Origin of the sequence: Vibrio sp. SCSIO 43132 (assembly GCF_019904195.1) — a bacterium.
Classification (GTDB): Bacteria; Pseudomonadota; Gammaproteobacteria; order Enterobacterales; family Vibrionaceae; genus Vibrio; species Vibrio nigripulchritudo.
Genome location: NZ_CP063200.1, coordinates 1,310,642 through 1,328,446 on the forward strand (window position 1 = coordinate 1,310,642; position 17,805 = coordinate 1,328,446).

18 protein-coding genes are annotated in these 17,805 nt (G+C 44.6%); 10 read left to right on the forward strand and 8 right to left on the reverse strand.

Going from position 1 to position 17,805, the window contains the following annotated elements; all coding sequences use genetic code 11:
• Positions 1-221 precede the first annotated feature (221 nt).
• The 6 genes from INR79_RS24080 (at position 222) to INR79_RS24105 (ending at position 6,648) form a co-directional block, all read left to right on the forward strand.
• The gene (locus INR79_RS24080; RefSeq protein ID WP_223097286.1) at positions 222-1,898 is read left to right on the forward strand and encodes a peptide ABC transporter substrate-binding protein; all 1,677 of its coding nucleotides are present in this window, start codon (positions 222-224) and stop codon (positions 1,896-1,898) included.
• Positions 1,899-1,913: 15 nt separating this feature from the next.
• A complete protein-coding gene (locus INR79_RS24085) occupies positions 1,914-2,843 on the forward strand; it encodes an ABC transporter ATP-binding protein (protein WP_038122875.1) in 930 nt (309 codons plus the stop codon).
• Entirely contained in the window at positions 2,843-3,670 is an 828-nt protein-coding gene (locus INR79_RS24090) for an ATP-binding cassette domain-containing protein (RefSeq protein ID WP_022561406.1), read from the forward strand. The genes INR79_RS24085 and INR79_RS24090 overlap by 1 nt, the downstream gene beginning before the upstream one ends.
• A gap of 48 nt (positions 3,671-3,718) precedes the next feature.
• Positions 3,719-4,687, forward strand: coding sequence for an ABC transporter permease (locus tag INR79_RS24095; protein WP_223097287.1), 969 nt, complete (start codon positions 3,719-3,721; stop codon positions 4,685-4,687).
• Positions 4,684-5,592, forward strand: a complete 909-nt coding sequence (locus INR79_RS24100) for an ABC transporter permease (RefSeq protein ID WP_022561408.1) — start codon at positions 4,684-4,686, stop codon at positions 5,590-5,592. Before INR79_RS24095 ends, INR79_RS24100 begins: the two co-directional genes overlap by 4 nt.
• A 216-nt stretch (positions 5,593-5,808) precedes the next feature.
• A complete protein-coding gene (locus INR79_RS24105; protein ID WP_223097288.1) occupies positions 5,809-6,648 on the forward strand; it encodes an isopenicillin N synthase family dioxygenase in 840 nt (279 codons plus the stop codon).
• A gap of 9 nt (positions 6,649-6,657) precedes the next feature.
• On the opposite strand, the gene INR79_RS24110 is transcribed toward INR79_RS24105, so the two are convergent.
• The gene (locus tag INR79_RS24110; protein WP_262415420.1) at positions 6,658-7,188 is read right to left on the reverse strand and encodes a GNAT family N-acetyltransferase; all 531 of its coding nucleotides are present in this window, start codon (positions 7,186-7,188) and stop codon (positions 6,658-6,660) included.
• A gap of 165 nt (positions 7,189-7,353) precedes the next feature.
• Here INR79_RS24110 and INR79_RS24115 point away from each other — a divergent pair, with 165 nt between their 5' ends.
• Positions 7,354-7,965 carry a DNA-J related domain-containing protein gene (locus tag INR79_RS24115; protein WP_004402275.1) on the forward strand — a complete coding sequence of 204 codons (612 nt, stop codon included), beginning with the start codon at positions 7,354-7,356 and terminating at the stop codon, positions 7,963-7,965.
• A 4-nt stretch (positions 7,966-7,969) separates the two neighbouring features.
• Here the strand turns inward: INR79_RS24115 and INR79_RS24120 are convergent, their stop codons facing one another.
• On the reverse strand, positions 7,970-8,404 hold the full coding sequence (locus tag INR79_RS24120) for a DUF4174 domain-containing protein (RefSeq protein WP_223097290.1): 435 nt from the start codon (positions 8,402-8,404) through the stop codon (positions 7,970-7,972).
• Positions 8,405-8,579: 175 nt separating this feature from the next.
• Between INR79_RS24120 and INR79_RS24125 the strand changes: the two genes are divergently transcribed.
• From INR79_RS24125 to INR79_RS24135, 3 genes are all read left to right on the forward strand, one after another.
• Entirely contained in the window at positions 8,580-9,053 is a 474-nt protein-coding gene (locus tag INR79_RS24125; protein ID WP_038124227.1) for an NYN domain-containing protein, read from the forward strand.
• A gap of 163 nt (positions 9,054-9,216) precedes the next feature.
• Complete coding sequence (locus tag INR79_RS24130; RefSeq protein WP_223097291.1) at positions 9,217-10,248, forward strand: DoxX family membrane protein; 1,032 nt, start codon at positions 9,217-9,219, stop codon at positions 10,246-10,248.
• Positions 10,232-10,720: a hypothetical protein gene (locus INR79_RS24135; RefSeq protein WP_223097292.1), complete on the forward strand. Its 489-nt coding sequence runs from the start codon at positions 10,232-10,234 to the stop codon at positions 10,718-10,720. The genes INR79_RS24130 and INR79_RS24135 overlap by 17 nt, the downstream gene beginning before the upstream one ends.
• 27 nt (positions 10,721-10,747) lie before the next feature.
• On the opposite strand, the gene INR79_RS24140 is transcribed toward INR79_RS24135, so the two are convergent.
• From INR79_RS24140 to INR79_RS24165, 6 genes are all read right to left on the reverse strand, one after another.
• Entirely contained in the window at positions 10,748-10,927 is a 180-nt protein-coding gene (locus INR79_RS24140; protein ID WP_022561414.1) for a DUF2986 domain-containing protein, read from the reverse strand.
• A 72-nt stretch (positions 10,928-10,999) separates the two neighbouring features.
• Entirely contained in the window at positions 11,000-12,154 is a 1,155-nt protein-coding gene (locus INR79_RS24145) for an MFS transporter (protein WP_223097293.1), read from the reverse strand.
• Positions 12,155-12,330: 176 nt separating this feature from the next.
• Positions 12,331-12,765, reverse strand: coding sequence for a thioredoxin TrxC (gene trxC / locus INR79_RS24150; RefSeq protein WP_022597120.1), 435 nt, complete (start codon positions 12,763-12,765; stop codon positions 12,331-12,333).
• 35 nt (positions 12,766-12,800) lie between these two features.
• Positions 12,801-14,069: a sigma-54-dependent transcriptional regulator gene (locus tag INR79_RS24155; protein ID WP_223097294.1), complete on the reverse strand. Its 1,269-nt coding sequence runs from the start codon at positions 14,067-14,069 to the stop codon at positions 12,801-12,803.
• Positions 14,056-16,404, reverse strand: a complete 2,349-nt coding sequence (locus INR79_RS24160; RefSeq protein WP_223097295.1) for an ATP-binding protein — start codon at positions 16,402-16,404, stop codon at positions 14,056-14,058. Before INR79_RS24160 ends, INR79_RS24155 begins: the two co-directional genes overlap by 14 nt.
• Positions 16,401-17,681, reverse strand: a complete 1,281-nt coding sequence (locus INR79_RS24165) for an ABC transporter substrate-binding protein (RefSeq protein ID WP_223097296.1) — start codon at positions 17,679-17,681, stop codon at positions 16,401-16,403. Before INR79_RS24165 ends, INR79_RS24160 begins: the two co-directional genes overlap by 4 nt.
• Between the last annotated feature and the right edge of the window lie 124 nt (positions 17,682-17,805).

Consider the following 17,805-nt stretch of genomic DNA (forward strand, 5'->3'; position numbering starts at 1 on the left):
GCTTAAGAATTTATTACAAATGATAATTGCATCCCCTTTTATAAAGAAAGAACATTGATTATCTGAATTTGTGTATAAAATTCTGCGACAATCCGGCGTTTAAGGTGAAGATTGCTATCTATCACCGTTGGATTCCGCACTTATCACTCAAGGATTCGAGTTTTTCAAGACATTCAATTTCCGAATGTGGAGAACTCAAATATAAAGATATGGAGATTAAAATGAAGTTAAAAAAATCCGTATTGGCGCTAGCAGGCGCTGCTGCACTGATGAGCAGCCAAGCTCTCTCAGCCGATGACAAACTGACTCTGGGCATCTCTCAATACCCTTCAACTCTTCACCCAATTATCGATAACATGGTTGCGAAAACCTATACCCACGGTTTTACGTTTCGCGACACTATTGGTTTTGATCAGCAATGGAAGCTGATGTGTTTTCTTTGTGAAGAAGTCCCATCTTTCGAAAATGGCCTAGCTGTTGTTGTCGACCGTCCCCACGCTAAAGAGGGCGAAAGCGAAAAAGGCGTTAAGATCACCGTTAAGTTTAAAAAAGACCTCTTCTGGGGTGACGGTACGCCAATCACGACTAAAGACGTTAAATTCTGGTATGACGTAGCGACTTCTTCTGAAGTGCAAGGCAACGCCGGTCTTTCTACATACCAACACATGGAAAAACTTGAAGTTGTCGATGACTACACTGTAAACGTCTATGTAGACCGTGTTTCTTACAAGTACAACGCATACTACATTCCAAGTGTGTTACCACGTCACGTTGAAGAGTCTGTTTTCAACGCCAATCCTAAGGAATATCACCTTAAGACTAAGTACGTAACAGACCCAACCAATGCCGCTCTATACAACGGTCCTTATACTATTAAGAACCTGAAGCAAGGTCAGTTTGTTATTCTTGGTCTGAACGAGCACTGGAAAGGCAAGCAACCTCATTTTGGTAACATCACAATCAAAACCGTTTCGGATACACAAGCACTTCAGGCAAACCTCCTATCTGGCGACGTGGACTACATCCCGGGTGAAATGGGTCTGACTCTTGACCAGGCGCTTCAGTTCGAGAAGAAGTTCGGTAACAAGTACGACGTTGATATTCGCCCTGCTGCTTTGTATGAGCACCTAGACGTGCAATTGCAAAATGAACATCTGCAAGACGTACGCGTTCGTCAGGCACTGCTGTTCGGTCTGGATCGCGAACTACTGACTAAGAAGCTATTCGATGGTAAGAACAAAGTGGCAAACTCAAACGTAAGTCCACTTGATGCTTCATTTGACCCGAATGCACCTTCATATTCTTACGATCCTGAAAAAGCCAAAGCACTTCTAAAAGAAGCTGGCTACAAGCTGGTGAATGGCGTTCAGATGAAGAACGGCAAACCACTAGAAATCGAATTCATGACTACCTCTGGTAACAAGACTCGTGAATTGGTGCAGCAGTTTGCTCAGGGACAGTGGAAAAAAGTTGGCATCAAAACAATCATTAATAACCAAACTGCACGCGTTTACTTCGGTACAACACTTAACCAGCGTCAGCACAAAGGATTAGCGATGTTTGCCTGGGGTACATCTCCAGAGAACTTGCCGCGTACTACACTTCATTCCGAGTACATTCCAACTAAAGAGAACGGTTGGTCAGGTCAAAACTATGCCAGTTATGTGAACCCTAAGATGGATGAACTGATCGCGCTGATTGATGCTGAGCTAAACTTTGAAAAACGTATGGAACTTTGGAAAGAACTTCAACATCTATACGCTACTGACCTGCCAGCCCTGCCGCTCTACTACCGTTCAGATAGCCACATTAAACCTAAGTGGTTAAAAGGTGTGGCTCCAACAGGTCACCAGAACTATTCAAGCTACTGGGCTGAAAACTGGACTCGAGAAAAATAAGCGATTGGAATGTCTATGAGTGATGTAATACTAGATGTTCGCAATATGAGTGTGGCCCTCGGGCCGCACTACGCTGTAAAGGATGTCAATTATCAAATCAAATCGGGTGAAATCCTGGGTATCGTAGGAGAGTCTGGCTGTGGTAAGTCTCTCACCTCGTTATCAGTTATGGGTTTGCTTGATAAAAAACTGAAGCTATCTGGTGAAATTGTCTTCGAAGGTGAAAACCTGGTCGGCATGCCAGAAAAGCGCTATCAACAAATTCGTGGTGAAGGCATTGGGATGATCTTCCAGGAGCCAATGACCGCGCTTAACCCAGTAGTAACCGTTGGTGAACAAGTTGCAGAAATGTTCATCATTCATGAAGGTGCTTCAAAAGCTGAAGCGATGAACCGTGCAATCGAAATGCTTAAACAGGTTCATATTCCTTACCCTGAAAAACGGGCAAAAGCTTTCCCTCATGAACTGTCAGGCGGTATGCGTCAGCGTGTAATGATTGCAATGGCGCTGGCTTGTAAGCCAAAAGTTCTGATTGCCGACGAACCAACAACTGCACTTGATGTAACAGTTCAGGCGCAGGTTTTGGATCTTCTTGAAGAACTTCGCGAAACCACTGGCACTGCGATTCAATTCATCAGCCACTCGTTGGGCGTTGTGTCCCAAATCTCGGACCGAGTTATGGTTATGTATGCGGGGCAGGTTGTTGAACTGGCAGATGTAAATGAAATCTTCGACAACCCTCAACACCCTTACACTCAGGCATTGCTTGATACCATCCCAAGAGTTGGTGTGAATGTCGATCGCTTACCTGCGATTCCAGGTAGTGTACCTCCACTCGATCAACGCGGTGATAACTACACATTCCGTGACCGCTGCCCAGAGCTTTACGATCACTATGTAGAAGTAGCGAAAAAGCGTCAACTTAGCAAAGGAGGCGTATCCTGATGGCTCTTTTGGAAGTAAAAAACCTTCAAAAACGTTATGTGCTTGAAGCAGGCTCAATGTTTGGTCGCGAGCCACAATACCTGCACGTAACAAAAAACGTATCTCTAAAACTCGAACCGGGTAAAACGCTCGCCGTAGTAGGTGAGTCAGGTTCAGGAAAATCCACACTCGGTCGTATGGTAAGCATGCTAGATGTGCCGGATTCTGGTGATATCTACCTTGCTGGGCAAGAGATCTCTCGCCTAAGTTCCAGAGCACAGCGCCCGCTTAGACAGCGAATTGGTCTGGTTTTCCAGGACCCGTATTCCGCACTCAATCCAAGAATGCCCATTCTGGATTCATTGATTGAGCCAATGAAAGTGAACGGCATTGGCAACAAAGAAAAGCAACGTGCTCGCGCACTTGAAGTACTGGAGTGGGTAGGTATGCGTGAAGACGTATTAACCCGTTACCCGCACGAGTTTTCCGGTGGTCAACGTCAGCGTATCGCAATCGCACGTGCATTGATGCTCAAACCAGAGCTCATTATTGCAGATGAGCCACTTTCCGCTCTGGATGTGTCTGTACAGTCGCAAATCCTCAACTTGTTTAAAGATCTTCAAGAGGAACATGGCATCGCCTTCTTCTTTATCAGTCATGACATGGCAGTGGTTTACCACTTAGCGCATGAAGTGGTTGTGATGAAGAGTGGTGAAATTGTGGAGCAGGCGACGAAAGAAGAATTCTTCGAAAGTCCTAAGCATCCATACAGCCAAGAATTGCTTAACGCAGTTCCAGACATTGGAAACACTCGCCGCCGAAATCAACCGGATAGGAAATCGGCGTAACGATGGCAAGCAAGATTAAGAAGCTGAAACAACAGCTCGGACGTTAATATGAAAAGCTTTTTTATTTCACGGATACTGCAAATGTTTTTGGTGCTATTTTTAGCCTCATTTGCAGCTTACAACCTTATGGGTCTGATGCCCGGCGATCCTATCGATTTGCTGGCTCAGAGCGACCCGAACATCACTTCTGAAGACATCGCCCGACTAAAAGCAGAGCAGGGTCTGGATAAACCTGTTTATGTACGTTACTTCGTATGGCTAGGAGATGCGCTTCAAGGTGATCTGGGTTACTCACGTATGTTCTCGCAACCAGCCATTGACGTTTTGTGGGACGCAATGAAGAACACATTGGTTCTGGTCGGTAGCGGTACATTACTTTCAATTCTTATTGCACTTCCACTTGGCATTATCTGTGCGGTTAAACAAAACAAGGCAACTGACTACATCATCAGTGGTTTGACTTACCTGTTCCTGTCGACTCCAGCAGCGTGGTTAGCACTTATGCTGATCATGATCTTCTCTGTGGTTTACCCAATCTTCCCTGCAGGGGGAACGGGTGAAGCAGATGGTGCTGAAGGCTTGGAAAAACTTCAATACATGGTTCTTCCAATTCTCAGCCTGACTTTGCTGAGTATCGCGTCGATTTCACGTTTCATGCGCTCCAGTATGCTGGAAGTGTTCAGACAAGATTTCGTACGTACAGCTAAAGCAAAAGGTGCTTCATCCACACGTGTTCTTTTCAAGCACTGTATTAAAAACGGCATGCTGCCAATGATCACCGTATTGGCAATGGATGTTGCAGCTCTAATGAGTGGTGCTGTACTGACTGAAACCATCTTTAGCTGGCCGGGAATCGGTAAGCTTACCGTTGATTCCATCAATGGCAGTGACTACAACGTGGCTATGCTGTGCTTTATGGTCGCAACCACTGCGATCTTGGTGATGAACTTTATTGCCGACATCTTGTATTCAAAAGTCGACCCACGCATTGATCTTACCAAAGGGGGTAACAAATGAGTTACGTTGCTAAACGAAGTCAAAACCCTTGGGTTCAGGTCGGTCAGCGTTTGTACCGCCATAAATTGGCGATGGTTTCGCTGTTCTTCTTAGCTGCTCTGACGGTCGTCTGTTTCAGCGCAAACTCGATTGCAGGGTGGTTAGGTGTTGATCCGTATGCTGATGATCTATTCAGCCGCTTCGAAGTGCCGGATGAAGACAATATTCTGGGTACTGACGAATTGGGTCGCGATATTTTCACTCGATTACTTCTTGGTGGTCAGGTATCGCTAACCTTTGCATTTATGGCAGCCATTGCAACTTCCGTTATTGGCACCATCCTAGGTGTGGTTGCAGGCTACCATGGCGGAAAAGTCGACGCATTCATCATGCGTGCAGCTGACTTCATCATCAGCTTGCCAGGCATTATGCTTTTAATCCTGATTCAAAGTATCGATATGACTAAATTGGGTTTTTCTGAAGAGTTAGTACGTTCAGACAGCTTCAGTATCTACCGCTTGGTTGTTGTACTTTCACTTTTGGGCTGGCCATTTGCCGCTCGTCTTGTTCGTTCAAACACGCTTTCCGTTAAGCACCGTGAATACGTTCAGGCAGCAATTGGTTATGGTGCCAGCCACTGGTTTGTAATGACTCGTCATATCGTACCTAATGTCATTGCGCCAGTTATCACAGCAACCACGTTGGGTATCGGTGGTGCAATTCTGACGGAAAGTGCACTGAGCTTCCTTGGTTTTGGTATCAATCCACCAACACCATCATGGGGTAACATGCTACAAAACGCTCGTGAAGCGATGTGGAGCTACCCAATGGCAGCGGTTTACCCGGGAATCATGGTTCTGTTTACCGTAATCACCATCAACTTCTTAGGTGACGGTCTGCAAGAAGCCATCGATCCGAAGTCGTAGCCGTAACAAGTAGATATCAATGAAGCAGCCTGACTCAGGCTGCTTTTTTTGTATCTACCACATGATGTTTCAAAAATTTGAGTGGCGTTAAGTGTGGGAAAGGAGATCCCAATCAAATTTATTAACTAAACAATGTAGAGTATATATTCAAATATTTGTCTTGAATCACGCATCTGTCTACAATTTTAACCTTTCAATAACAAAGAAAAGACAGTCATGAAATTAGAAACTGTAGACTACCGCTCTCCAGATGCTGCGGAGCAATTCGTAAAGTCACTACGCGAAACGGGCTTTGGTGTTTTAAGCAATCATCCCATTCAAAAAGAGCTCGTAGAATCCATCTACGAGAACTGGTACAAGTTCTTCACATCAGAAGAAAAAGAGCAGTATCAATTCAACGTAGAGACACAGGACGGCTATTTTCCACCTAGTGTTTCAGAAGTGGCGAAAGGGCATACGGTGAAAGACATCAAAGAGTACTTTCACGTTTACCCATGGGGGCAAATACCGCCTTCTTTGAAAGATCAAATCCTGGATTACTACCAGCAAGCGAATGCCTTTGCGCAGGAATTATTAGGCTGGGTTGAAGAACATGCTCCGCAAGACGTACAGGAAAAGTTCTCAATCGCGCTTTCAGAAATGATCAACGGAAGCGAACAGACTCTGCTTCGCGTGCTCCATTATCCACCAATGACAGGAAGCGAAGAACCTGGTGCAATTCGCGCAGCTGCTCACGAAGACATCAACCTGCTAACAGTTCTACCAGCCGCTAATGAGCCTGGCCTTCAGGTTCTCGGTAAAGATGGCAACTGGTTAGATGTGCCGTGTGATTTCGGTAATTTGATCATCAACATTGGCGACATGCTGCAAGAAGCGTCAGGCGGCTACTTTCCATCGACGACGCATCGAGTGATTAACCCGACGGGTGAACAACAAACTCATTCGCGTATTTCTCTGCCTCTGTTTTTGCATCCTAAACCAGAAGTTGTTTTGTCTGAAAGACACACTGCCGGCAGTTACTTAACAGAACGCCTGCGCGAGCTTGGTGTTATCTAAGCAACCCATTTAAAGACCAGCGAATTCGCTGGTCTTTATCCAATATCTCTCCACCACGTCATTAAATACCGGAGAGAAGATTTTAGACTCGAACATCCCGCCACTCTTTTTGATCACGCTTTGTGACGCTTTATTGTCTTCACTGGTTGTGACTAAAACTTCAGAAATCCCAAGCTGTCTGGCTACATCCAACCCGCTTAATAGCATTTTAACTGCGTAACCCATTCCTCTGTAGGAAGGCGCAATATCAAATCCAATATGACCAAGTTCCTGTTTGTGAAACTCACTGTCTAACCGATGACGAATACGGAGCGTACCGACAATGTTACTTTTTTCATCTAAGTACCATCGATGGGAACAGGGCACATAGCCCGGTTTCAAATTTATACCTTGCTCTTCATCAAGTAAGGATTTTATGTAAGCTTGGAAGTCTTCAATGCCTTCGCTATAGAAATCGCAACCAAGAGGATCGTGAGTTTGAATATCGTTGTAAAAATCGATAAATGCGTATTCATGTGCAACATCAGGAGAGATAAGCATAGGTAAGAGTCTGGTGTAAGTCTTTGATTCAAATTCAAAAGAAACCAGTACCATAATATTGAGCTGTATACAAATTAAAATCTGTGATATCCGTTAACGTATCAGGAATGACAAATTCTCATCTATAGCTTTGAATGTAAGTAGTAGATCCAACGAAGAGTGCTTATGTCGAACAACGATCTTATCCATAGCCATGACCCGCATATGGAAAACCCGCTAGTATGGCCGATTTTGGAAGTTCTGAAAAAACAGCATCAGGGCTGGAAAGTGCATACCTTAGCTTCCCATCTGTCTGAGCTTGGAATTATTCCGTTTCTTGATTCATCCCCAGAGAAAGACTTGTTTAAGCGTAACTTTCTTATGATGAACGCTTTATACCAGCTTCAGGACACTCTGTATCCAGAATCTTGGGTACAGGTTCAGGCGATGGATATCCAGCTAATGAACGAGATTGAGGCGAGAGGGCACGAAATAGACGTCGAAGATCCATTGCGAGACTACTACACAGACTGGAGCAACTACGAAGCCGAAAGTGGCGAAGTAAAAAGGCTTCTTGACGAATTCTGGACACGCTATAGAAACTTTGTTGGTTCAGGTAATGGTGACATGACACGTCAGAAAGCACTGGGACTGTTTGAGTTGGATGAAAATGCAACATACCCCGAAATCAGAAAACAGTGGCGACGTATGGCACTCAAGTGGCATCCGGATAGAGACGGTGGAAACGCAGAACGTTTTCGCACCTTATGCGAAGCATGGCATGTCCTGCGTGATTAATTCCCTAAATGCTGCAAGGGCTGCTTTGCAGCCTCATTTCTCTCTGTCTCATAGGCATTGAGTCGATCAGCTCATTGATGAAAGACCAGTCCGTCTCTTTGCCCCAGCGATACTTCTCTTCACCATCTTTACCGATAAGAATTGCAGTATGTTCTTCTTCGTCTATCCGGTAAATTTTCGCGAGTTTTGCCACATCGAATTCCAGTTTAAGCCACGAAGGTTCTGTAAATCCGTCGTGGGTCATTACCAATGTGACCACGTCACGTTCTTTTAATGCACATTCGTTGGTCAGGGTTTCATACAGAAACTGACGAACGTATTCATCCTCCGAAGGGGCGAAATACAAGATGCTTCTGTGGGTCCAGCTTGGCTCGTAAGCCGGATAAGAAGCGACGGATGCACTGAACGCAATCAATGCAAGAAGAGGTAGTCGACACATATTGCCCCTCCGTTTCGGTTAGATTCCATGCCTTCTAGATGACCAATTCAGGCATATGGAATAGGGTAAGTATGGTCTTCTTACGGAAATAAAGAGCAAATAAGTGGTATTAAAGTCGAGATTTCTGGTTATTTCTGTATGCTTGTACGCGCTTAACTCCATTAAAGGTTTGATTGTGGAAAGAATTGCTATATTGGTCGACGTTCAAAACGTGTACTACACAACGCGCGAGACATTTCAGAAGAATTTTGATTACAACGTTTTTTGGCGGAAAGTGACCAAAAATCGCGAAGTGGTTTACGCTAACGCCTATGCGATTTCGAGTACGCAGGAGAAACAACGACAGTTCCACCATATTCTACGTGGCATTGGTTTTAATGTGATTCTGAAGCCATTTATTCAACGAATGGACGGCAGCACTAAAGGTGATTGGGACGTTGGTATTGCCATTGATGCGATTGAAATCGCACCTGAGATAGACACATTAGTTCTGGTTTCTGGTGATGGTGATTTCGAAGTGCTGGTAAACAGAATTCGTGAGAAATACGGAAAGAGAGTCGAAGTATACGGAGTCGAAGCGCTTACTGCTCTGTCCCTGGCTAACAGCGCCAGCCAATACGTACCCATCGAGGGAGAACTTCTCCTTTAAGATTTTAACTGCAGCTCAGCGAGTATGCCCGACAATACGTGGGATAAAAGCAGACTCGCTTTGATAATCTTGTAAAAGCTCAAAAGCTTCCTAAATTTAATATTGGAAAAAACATCTAACTTTATGAGTAAGTTTAGATTTCATATTAAATTAGGGGCGAGCTATGCAAAAAACGATTAAGCCTTTTCTCGCAGTATTTCTGTTGTTTCCACTCTTTCTATTTAGCCTTGAAAGCTCAGCGCACGTTAAGTGGTTTGTCGATACAGAAAACGCAGCAGTACAAAACTTCCAGCCATACTCATTCACAGATATCGAAGTTATGGTATGGATCGTCATCGCTATATTCCTTGTCTGTGCTTCCATATTTCTTGACCCTAGATTGCCAACGATTCCGATCATTGATGCGAAAGCCCGCAAAGACGTAATTGAAATTCTCAGAATATTCACCGGAATGGCATTACTGCTTACCGCTTATGATGGCTCAATCATCGCCCCGCATTATGACGCGTATGGGCACTTCGGAACCTTCCTGGTGTTCTTTCAAGCGACCATTGGAATCATGCTCATCAGTAACCGGCTGATTTTCCATGCTTCGATCTTAATTATCTTGTTGTTCATGGGTGCCATTGCACAATACGGATTCGTCGAGACATTGGAATATTGCAATATTCTGGGCATCGCTTTGTTCCTCATGTTCAACAGTTTTTCCAAGCCAGAACTTCAGGAAAAATACAAACCTTACTCGGTAGCTTCACTGCGTATTTTCACTGGGGTCGCGTTGATTACTCTCGGTGTATCCGAAAAATTAACCGGAGCGCTATACGGGGAAGCGTTTATCGAGATGTATCAATGGAACTTTATGGAGAACTTAGGGTTTGAATTTTACTCAGATCGGCTGCTAGTGCTGTCCGCTGGCGTTATGGAAGTGGTGTTCGGAACCATTCTGATTTTGGGAACAACCACACGACTAAATGTTCTGGTTATTTCCAGCTTCATGTTCCTTTCCAACGTAACATTTCTCGTTCAGAACAATAAAGACGCCGCATTAATGGAGCTAATCGGTCATATGCCAATTATCGCATCCGCTCTGGTTCTTATGTTCTTTGGCTACGGGCAGCGTTTAAAAATCACGTCTTTGTTTCGCCAATCTGAAAAAACTGTAGCCGAGGGTGCGTTGGATGATACTCGACTTTAAATTTCCATACTCCATTTACTGGGCACTATTTTTTGTCTTTGTCGGGATATGGATTGCTCCATTCGTTAATGTTTCAGAAATTGAGGAAGAAGATCACAGCTCTCATTACACGCATGATCATTCGATGAGTCATAAAAGATATGAGGTAGCACAATCAGTCGCGCCAAAAATAGAGCTTGAGCTACTCAAAGATACCAAATCCGGTTGGAACTTGATCCTGCATACAAGCAACTTTGAATTTACTCCTGAAAAGGTAAATCAAAGTAACCAGCCAAACCAGGGACATGCGCATCTTTATGTTAACGGTGAGAAGATTACCCGGTTGTATGGTAAACACTTTTATCTTTCAGACTTTCCAGTCGGGGAACATGAAGTCGTTGTGAACCTGAACACCAATGATCATTCAGAGTTTGCGGTAAACGGCGAGGTCATCGAGGCACGAGTGAAACTTGTTCAAAAAGAAAAGCGCTAACAAGTAGCGCTTCATTCAATGCATAGCTTAGGAATCAGAAGGAGTTGACGTTTCAACTCCTGACTCTTCAGTAGAAGCCTGTTCTGCTTCCATTTTGGCTCTGTCTGCTTTAGAGATGTATTTAGGTTTGTTGCTTTTATGAAGCTTCGCGTTTTTCTTTTTTTGCTTCTTTTTCAGAATCTCGTTGATTTTCTTTTTTCGGTTCATTGCTGTATTCCACTTCGCTCAATGACGCGCAGAATACAGCGATATGAATGTGAATACAACGAACGAAGCCGTTTACTCGCCCGCAACCAAGGTAGGCTTGTGCCTGACACTTACGACCAGCATGTATAAGCTGGTTGCCAGCAAAGTGATAAACAAGTAGCCCATCAATCCTTCGCCGCTTCCCAAAAACAGATCGGCGACGACAGGACCAAATACGGAACCAACGCTGTAGCTAAACAACATCACCTGAGTGGCAGAAACAATATGGTTCTCTGCCAGATTGTCGCACCCTAGGTTGATTGCAATAGGGTATAAGGCGAAACTTGCCATCCCCAGTACAAACAAAGATGACGCCATCACGAGATCAGACTCAAACAGTGCCAGCAGAGCAATTGCACCGGCACCAATGAAACTGAATAGTGCAAGTAACAAAGTTCTGCCCGCGTACTTTAACAGCCAAGAAGCAATAGGTTGTACTACCATTCCACCTAAAATCACCAACGCCATCAAACTGCCAACATGGTTTAGCTCAACGTCACGAGTGGTTAACTCAAGTGGCATCAATCCGTAAATCGCTCCCAATACAAGCCCGGAAACTACGCATCCAACGATCGCGGGTTTACTCAATAACAAAATCTGGCGCATTGACATGCTGCCGTGTTGTCCGCACGTAGGTTGAGTAGAGCGAAGCAACACCAAGGCTCCCATAGCCATGAAAACCAGAGACAGAATAGCGATAAAGGGAATGAGTCCTGTTACGCCAAATACGCTGATACCCAGTTGCCCAAGAGAAGAACCGCCGTAAAGTGACGTCATGTAAATGCCCAGACGCTTAGCTCGCCCTGACGCGCTACCTGCCAGTAACCACGATTCGACGATGACAAACACGCCAGCTACAGCCATACCGGCCACTAATCGCGCAAAAATCCATACTTCTGCATTCGCAAAAAGGGGCATGATCCCAATGGTGACGGCAAATATTGCTAAACAGGCAACAAATCCGTATTTGTGACCCGTTTTAGCCACGAGTGGCTCTATTGATATGGCGCCAATTAGAAGCCCGGCATAAAAACTGCTCGCCATCCAACTTGCAATTTCATTGCTCATACCGTACTCGCTCAACATCAATGGAATGATGCTCATCAAGTAGCCAGAAGCGACTGCAAATAGGGAAAGCGCAACCACCGGTGCAAAGATTTTGAGTGGTGCAGTTGGTGTATTTTCCAATGCCGGAATCTCCTAATGTAAGTGAATTTGGAGACGCGACTATGGGGTCGGATTGACGCTGAGTAAAACGAATAATTTTAGTTCAGACGATAGAAAATATTTGTCGAAGAAAAGGAGAGATTTTAGAAAGAAAAAAGGTCAAATAACGGGAATTCATTTGACCTTAAAGATGAATTTTATTTAAACAGTGCCTGGTTTAGCCATTGATCAAACTGGGATTTAGGAAGAGCACCGTTGATAACATCGACTCTTTTGCCACCTTTGAAAACCATCACTGTCGGGATACTTCTTATCTGGTATTTAGCCCCAAGGTTCTGCTGAGCTTCCGTATCAATTTTAACAAATCTCACATTGCCTTTTCTTTCCTGTGCCACGTCGGAAAACACAGGTGCAAAGCCAACGCAAGGGTTACACCAAGGCGCCCAGAAATCGACTACCACGGGCTGGTCACTTTGTAGTAGGGCATCAATATTTTGCTCTGTACCTTCAATGGGTGCACCATCAAAAAGATGAGATTTACATTTGCCACAAGTTGCCGCATCCGACACACGTTCCAGTGGAACTCGGTTTACCCCTTGGCAAGACGGGCAACGAGAATTGAAGCTAGACATAGTTACTCCTTATTTTTTGAGTATTTTATCAAACCTCAGCTGCGACTTTTAAACTTATCTTTTTCTATCCCATGCTTTTTCATTCTAAGGTAGAGTTTTTTACGAGGCACCTGTAGATGATTGGCAGCTTCTGTCACTTTGCCAGAGAACAGAAAAAGCGCATCTTCAATCACTTGTTTTTCATAGTCGTCAATCAAGTCATCCAGCGGTGTTTGCAACACATCATGGTGCGCAAGTCGGTCTTGCCCGGTTAACTTGATGATGCCGATAGCGTAAAGTTCAGCCACATTCTTCAGTTCCCGAACATTGCCAGACCAATGATGATTCCTAAGTGTATTGAGATAATGATTATCAATGGTAGGAAGTGGTTTGCCCAGCTTATTGCAGCTCTGCTTTAAGAAATAGTGAAACAAAATGGCGATATCGTCTGGGCGCTTTCTAAGCGGTGGTACGTCTATCTTTCCCTGGCTAAGAAGATAATAGAGTTCCGGATGCAGTTTTTCATCGCGTATCCATTGCTCGGGATCTTCATTGAAAATGCCGATGAGTCTGGTTTTGCTGCACGCGGTTCGCTCCTGTTTTAACAGTTCCTGTGTTAAATATTGTTGCGCAGAAACTGGCGATTCATGGATATTGGTCACTACCAGCGTACCGCTGCAGCTTCTCCCTAATAAGCTGTCGATGTCTTCTTTAGAGTCAATCAAATTTCCCTGAGCCTGCACGTACGTGCCATCTGAGCTCGAACTCAATTGATGAACCAGATGAGCCAGGCTTCGTCGACCACAACCGGATTCTCCACTGATAACCAAATGGCTCTTTAGCAATGACAGCTGAGCGATATGATCTTTGATGATGACCATTTGCGGGGACTGTCCAATGACTTCCTTCCTAACTGATTCAGCGATGTTTTGCTTTTGCTCGATAAACGCTTTTCGAATGTTTAGCTGCTTATGGATCAATTCGAGCAGTGCAGGGGGGTCGATCGGCTTTTCGAGAAAGTCACTGGCGCCTTTTTTCACGGCGTCTACTGCCATGGGAATATCCCCATGTCCCGTGATCACAATTACTGGTATATCAGGGTCGATAGCTTTTATCTTTGTAAGCAATTCCATGCCATTGAGCTTGGGCATGTACATGTCGACAATGACAACGCCTGCCCAGTTTGCATCAATGTACTGACACACTTTGGTGGAGTCTGACTCGCACTTGGCAGGTAAATTGGCAATAGACATCAGATGGGCGTAAGAATCCAGTACATCTTGGTCGTCATCGACCATCAGAACCGAGAATTTATTGAGGATCATTCGGAAGCTCCAACACAACACACGCCCCGCCAGAAAGGGACGAAGCAAGAAGAATATCACCATTAAACTGTTTAACGATGGAACGGCAAATATTAAGCCCGAGACCTAAACCGACTTCTTTCGTTGTCGTGAAAGGGGTAAAGATCTGGTTTATCACAGAATGAGAGAATCCCATTCCCGAATCAGAGATACACAATCGAGTGATTCCGTCAGTTTCGCGTTGGGTGAAAATCTCAATTTCTCTGTGGTCTACTTCGGCAACCGCATCCAAACTGTTCACCAATAGGTTAACTAACACTTGTTCAAGCCCGACGCTCTCTGCCCATACTTTCTCGCTTTCGGACACGTGCCACGTCAGACGACACTGTATTTTCCTTAGTCGGGTTTCAACCAATACACCTGCACGTTGAATCGCGTCGAGAATACCAACGTATTCTAACGATGTGTCCTTCGGTTGCTTCTTGGCAAAATGGCGCAGGCTATTGATGATTTTACTCATTCGCTCCGTCATCGCTTTGATCTGCTCAATACTGCTTTCCACTTCTTTGTCATTATTCGAATCCAGAGCCATCTTGGCACTAAACAGATACGTATTTATCGCGGAAAGCGGCTGGTTCAGTTCATGGGCCATAGAAGACATAGTCTGACCGACAACTGCCATTTTTGCGGCTTGAATAAGTTCAGATTGTGTTTCTTTGAGGTGAGTTTCAGCTTTTCGTCTTTCTTCCACTTCAGCCTGTAACTCCAAGTTAGCCATCACTAAATCACGCGTCTTTTCTGTCACTCGTTCTTCCAGAATAAGATTGGCCTGAGTCTGTTCAGTGATATCCGTTACCGTCACCATCACTTTAGGAACCCCAGATTGTTTGTAGACACTGAAGTAAAACTGGAGATAACAAATGCTATCTGCTCGGTTAAAACACAAAGTGATGCAAGATTCTCCTTTGGAGATAAGAGATGAATCTCTTGCAAACACACGTTTCATTAAACTTTGTTCTTCCACTGACACCCAGATCCACAACTTGCTGTTTAGAGCGTTGTCAGACAGATTAAATAAGGATCTGGCACTGAGATTCGCAGACTCAATCGTGCCCGACATATCACATGTGATCAGGCTGGAATGAGCGTTATTGATTAAGTTTAGTGCGTTGGTTTTCTCCATTTCGCACATCGCCTGATAATACTGCTTCAGCTTGTGGCTGACTCTGGCTATTTCGTCTTTACCATCGACAGGGAAGGCGATATCACTTTGGTTTTCTGTCATGGCGTCTAACGTTTCGCTTAACGCAATTAACCTGGAAACAATTCGGCGATTAACAAAGTAATAAGTAAGCAGCAAGCTGACCACGATTGATAAGCTAAAACAGATAACCAGTACCCGATTTCCGCTAGAAACGAGCTGAGCAGTATCCAGTTTGACCTGAGCAAATTCAGCGTCGGCAGTCGAAGCCAGTGAGGCAACGTTACGGTGAAGTAAATCAAGTTGAGTCAGAATCATCTCTTGCTGCTTCTGAATTCTGTTTTTCGATGTCACAAAGGTCTTCACCGCTGAGTGGAATTCACCATCAAACCGGAGCAATTCACTCATAGTTTCAATTAGCTGCTGATACGAAATCGCCGAGGGAAGCAGGTAAAGTGCTGTGCTGACATTCTCTAAATCACCCAAACGGTATTGAACGACTTTCATGCCATTATCCACCTGACTCACATGGGCAGAATTCGACACATCCAGTAATAGTTCATACAAGGCCTGTTCCTGGTCATTAATACTGTGAATCACGCGCATATTTGCCAAAAGCTTTTCAACCAGATTCTGACGCTTTTCTTTTTCGAGTTGCCACTCAATTTCCTGACGTAATGGGCGTAACTCTGAACCAATATCCTGATGGATCCACCGGATTTCTCCGTTGAGCAAGGAAAGCGTCCTTTCCTTATCGATGTGTTCAAGAAGCATTTCACCAAACGTTTGGATTTGTTGAGACAAGACCTGATACCCCGCAAGAAGGGAGTCGGTTTCGCCATTGCGTGTCAGAGTCGCCAGAATGGATTCAATGGTTGTAAGCTCAGATTGGAGAGACTGCATGTAGTCTTCAAGAATCGATTTGCTTTCAATTTGAGGGGCATAATCAATGGCACTTCGAATTTGAGAACTGCTGCTTTCCACTTGGTAGCTTGCGTTGTACTTAGGAACATTATCTTTCAGTAAATCGCCAACCTGTTTATCAAGCAGGCTCCAGGTTCCCCAAGAAACCGCCATTACAACCGCAATTAAACCAGTTGATGCTGAAAACGCCAGAAGTAACTTAGTGCCGATGGTGTGGGAGCGAAGCTTCATTTCAAGCCCCCTGAAAGCATCCGTATCCTGTCTGCGACGATCTCCAGCGTATCTTCTCTAATCACCCTGATGTTGTGCTGCCATTGAGCGAGCAATGCACTGATTTCCGCGTTACTTTTTCCTGTATTGAAAATGTTATCCATTTGCTGGCTAAACATCTCAAGGGACACTGGTGGAGCAAAGAGCAGGCTTTCAATTGAATCCAGCTCGTGAAGCGCGGTGGTATCGAGATAGTACTTTTCCCGTGCGCTAATAACTCTTAACCACGCATCTTGCAGGGCAGGGAGCTGCTTGGTTACCGTAATATCAAAGAGAAGTTTTACCCCTTCTTCACGGGAGCTGATCGTATCCAGATTGAGTTGAACGTGATCGTTAGAAAGTAACTCCGTATTCAAAACGGAATACTTTGCAAAGGCATTTTCCTGAATAGAAGCCTGAACGTTTGGGGAAAGCAAACGCTCAACAAATGAGGTTAAGTAAGCATCCTGAGACTCTCTTTTTACCAGACCAATATAGGTAGGCATTAAGGTGAGTCTGGTGTCGTGAACAAAACCAACATAATCCAGCTTGCGCATCAGGATTTTCGCATAACTGTCTATGGTCGGTCCCAGACCTAAACTTCCGCTGGCAATGGCATCACTGACACCAAAGCTGCGTGACGACAGAGTTCCTAAATTCGCACCAATGTTGTTGATTACAGTCCAGCCTTTGTTCCAGCCGTAGTGTTCCAAGGTGCTTTCGATCATGAGCTGAGTTGTTCCTGAGCGGGAAGGTGTGCTCATCGTAACGTGGCCAAAATAGGCAGGATCTGCGAGGCTGAGAAACCCCTGAGGCTGGGGTAACTGATGGCTGTTTAAATAGTCGCTGTTCCAGACAACACCCGCCCCTGAATATCCGATAGTGACGACTGAGTCTGAACTAGGCAAGATGTAAGGTTTGAGCACTTCTGGCGCACGCATTTCATCCGGCACATTCGCCAGTTTTCCCTGCTTAGCCAAGCTGGAAATCACCAATGGCGATGAGGTAAGGACAAGATCAATGTCTTCAACATAACTCTTACTGAGTAACGTCATACTTGATGTTGTGGGGCGATGAATTACCTTAATTTTTGCGTTTTTATGTTCTTTACTGAACTGCTCCACTAAGGGGATCAAAGGCTCTCTTGAAAATGTAGTCAGGATCACCAGTTCATCCGTTGAAGCATGAACGCCAAACGGAGAAATACAGGTAAGCAGAAGAGCAATCTTACAAGCCAAAATCTGGAAATGACTTCTCATATCACAAATCCATTAAAAGTGTGCGTTTAATCAAATATGAGAAAACTTTTGGAAAAATGTTTTCTTTTCTTCATGGGTCATTTGTGACGCATTTACTTTGAGAATTCTATCAGCAAAAACTGAA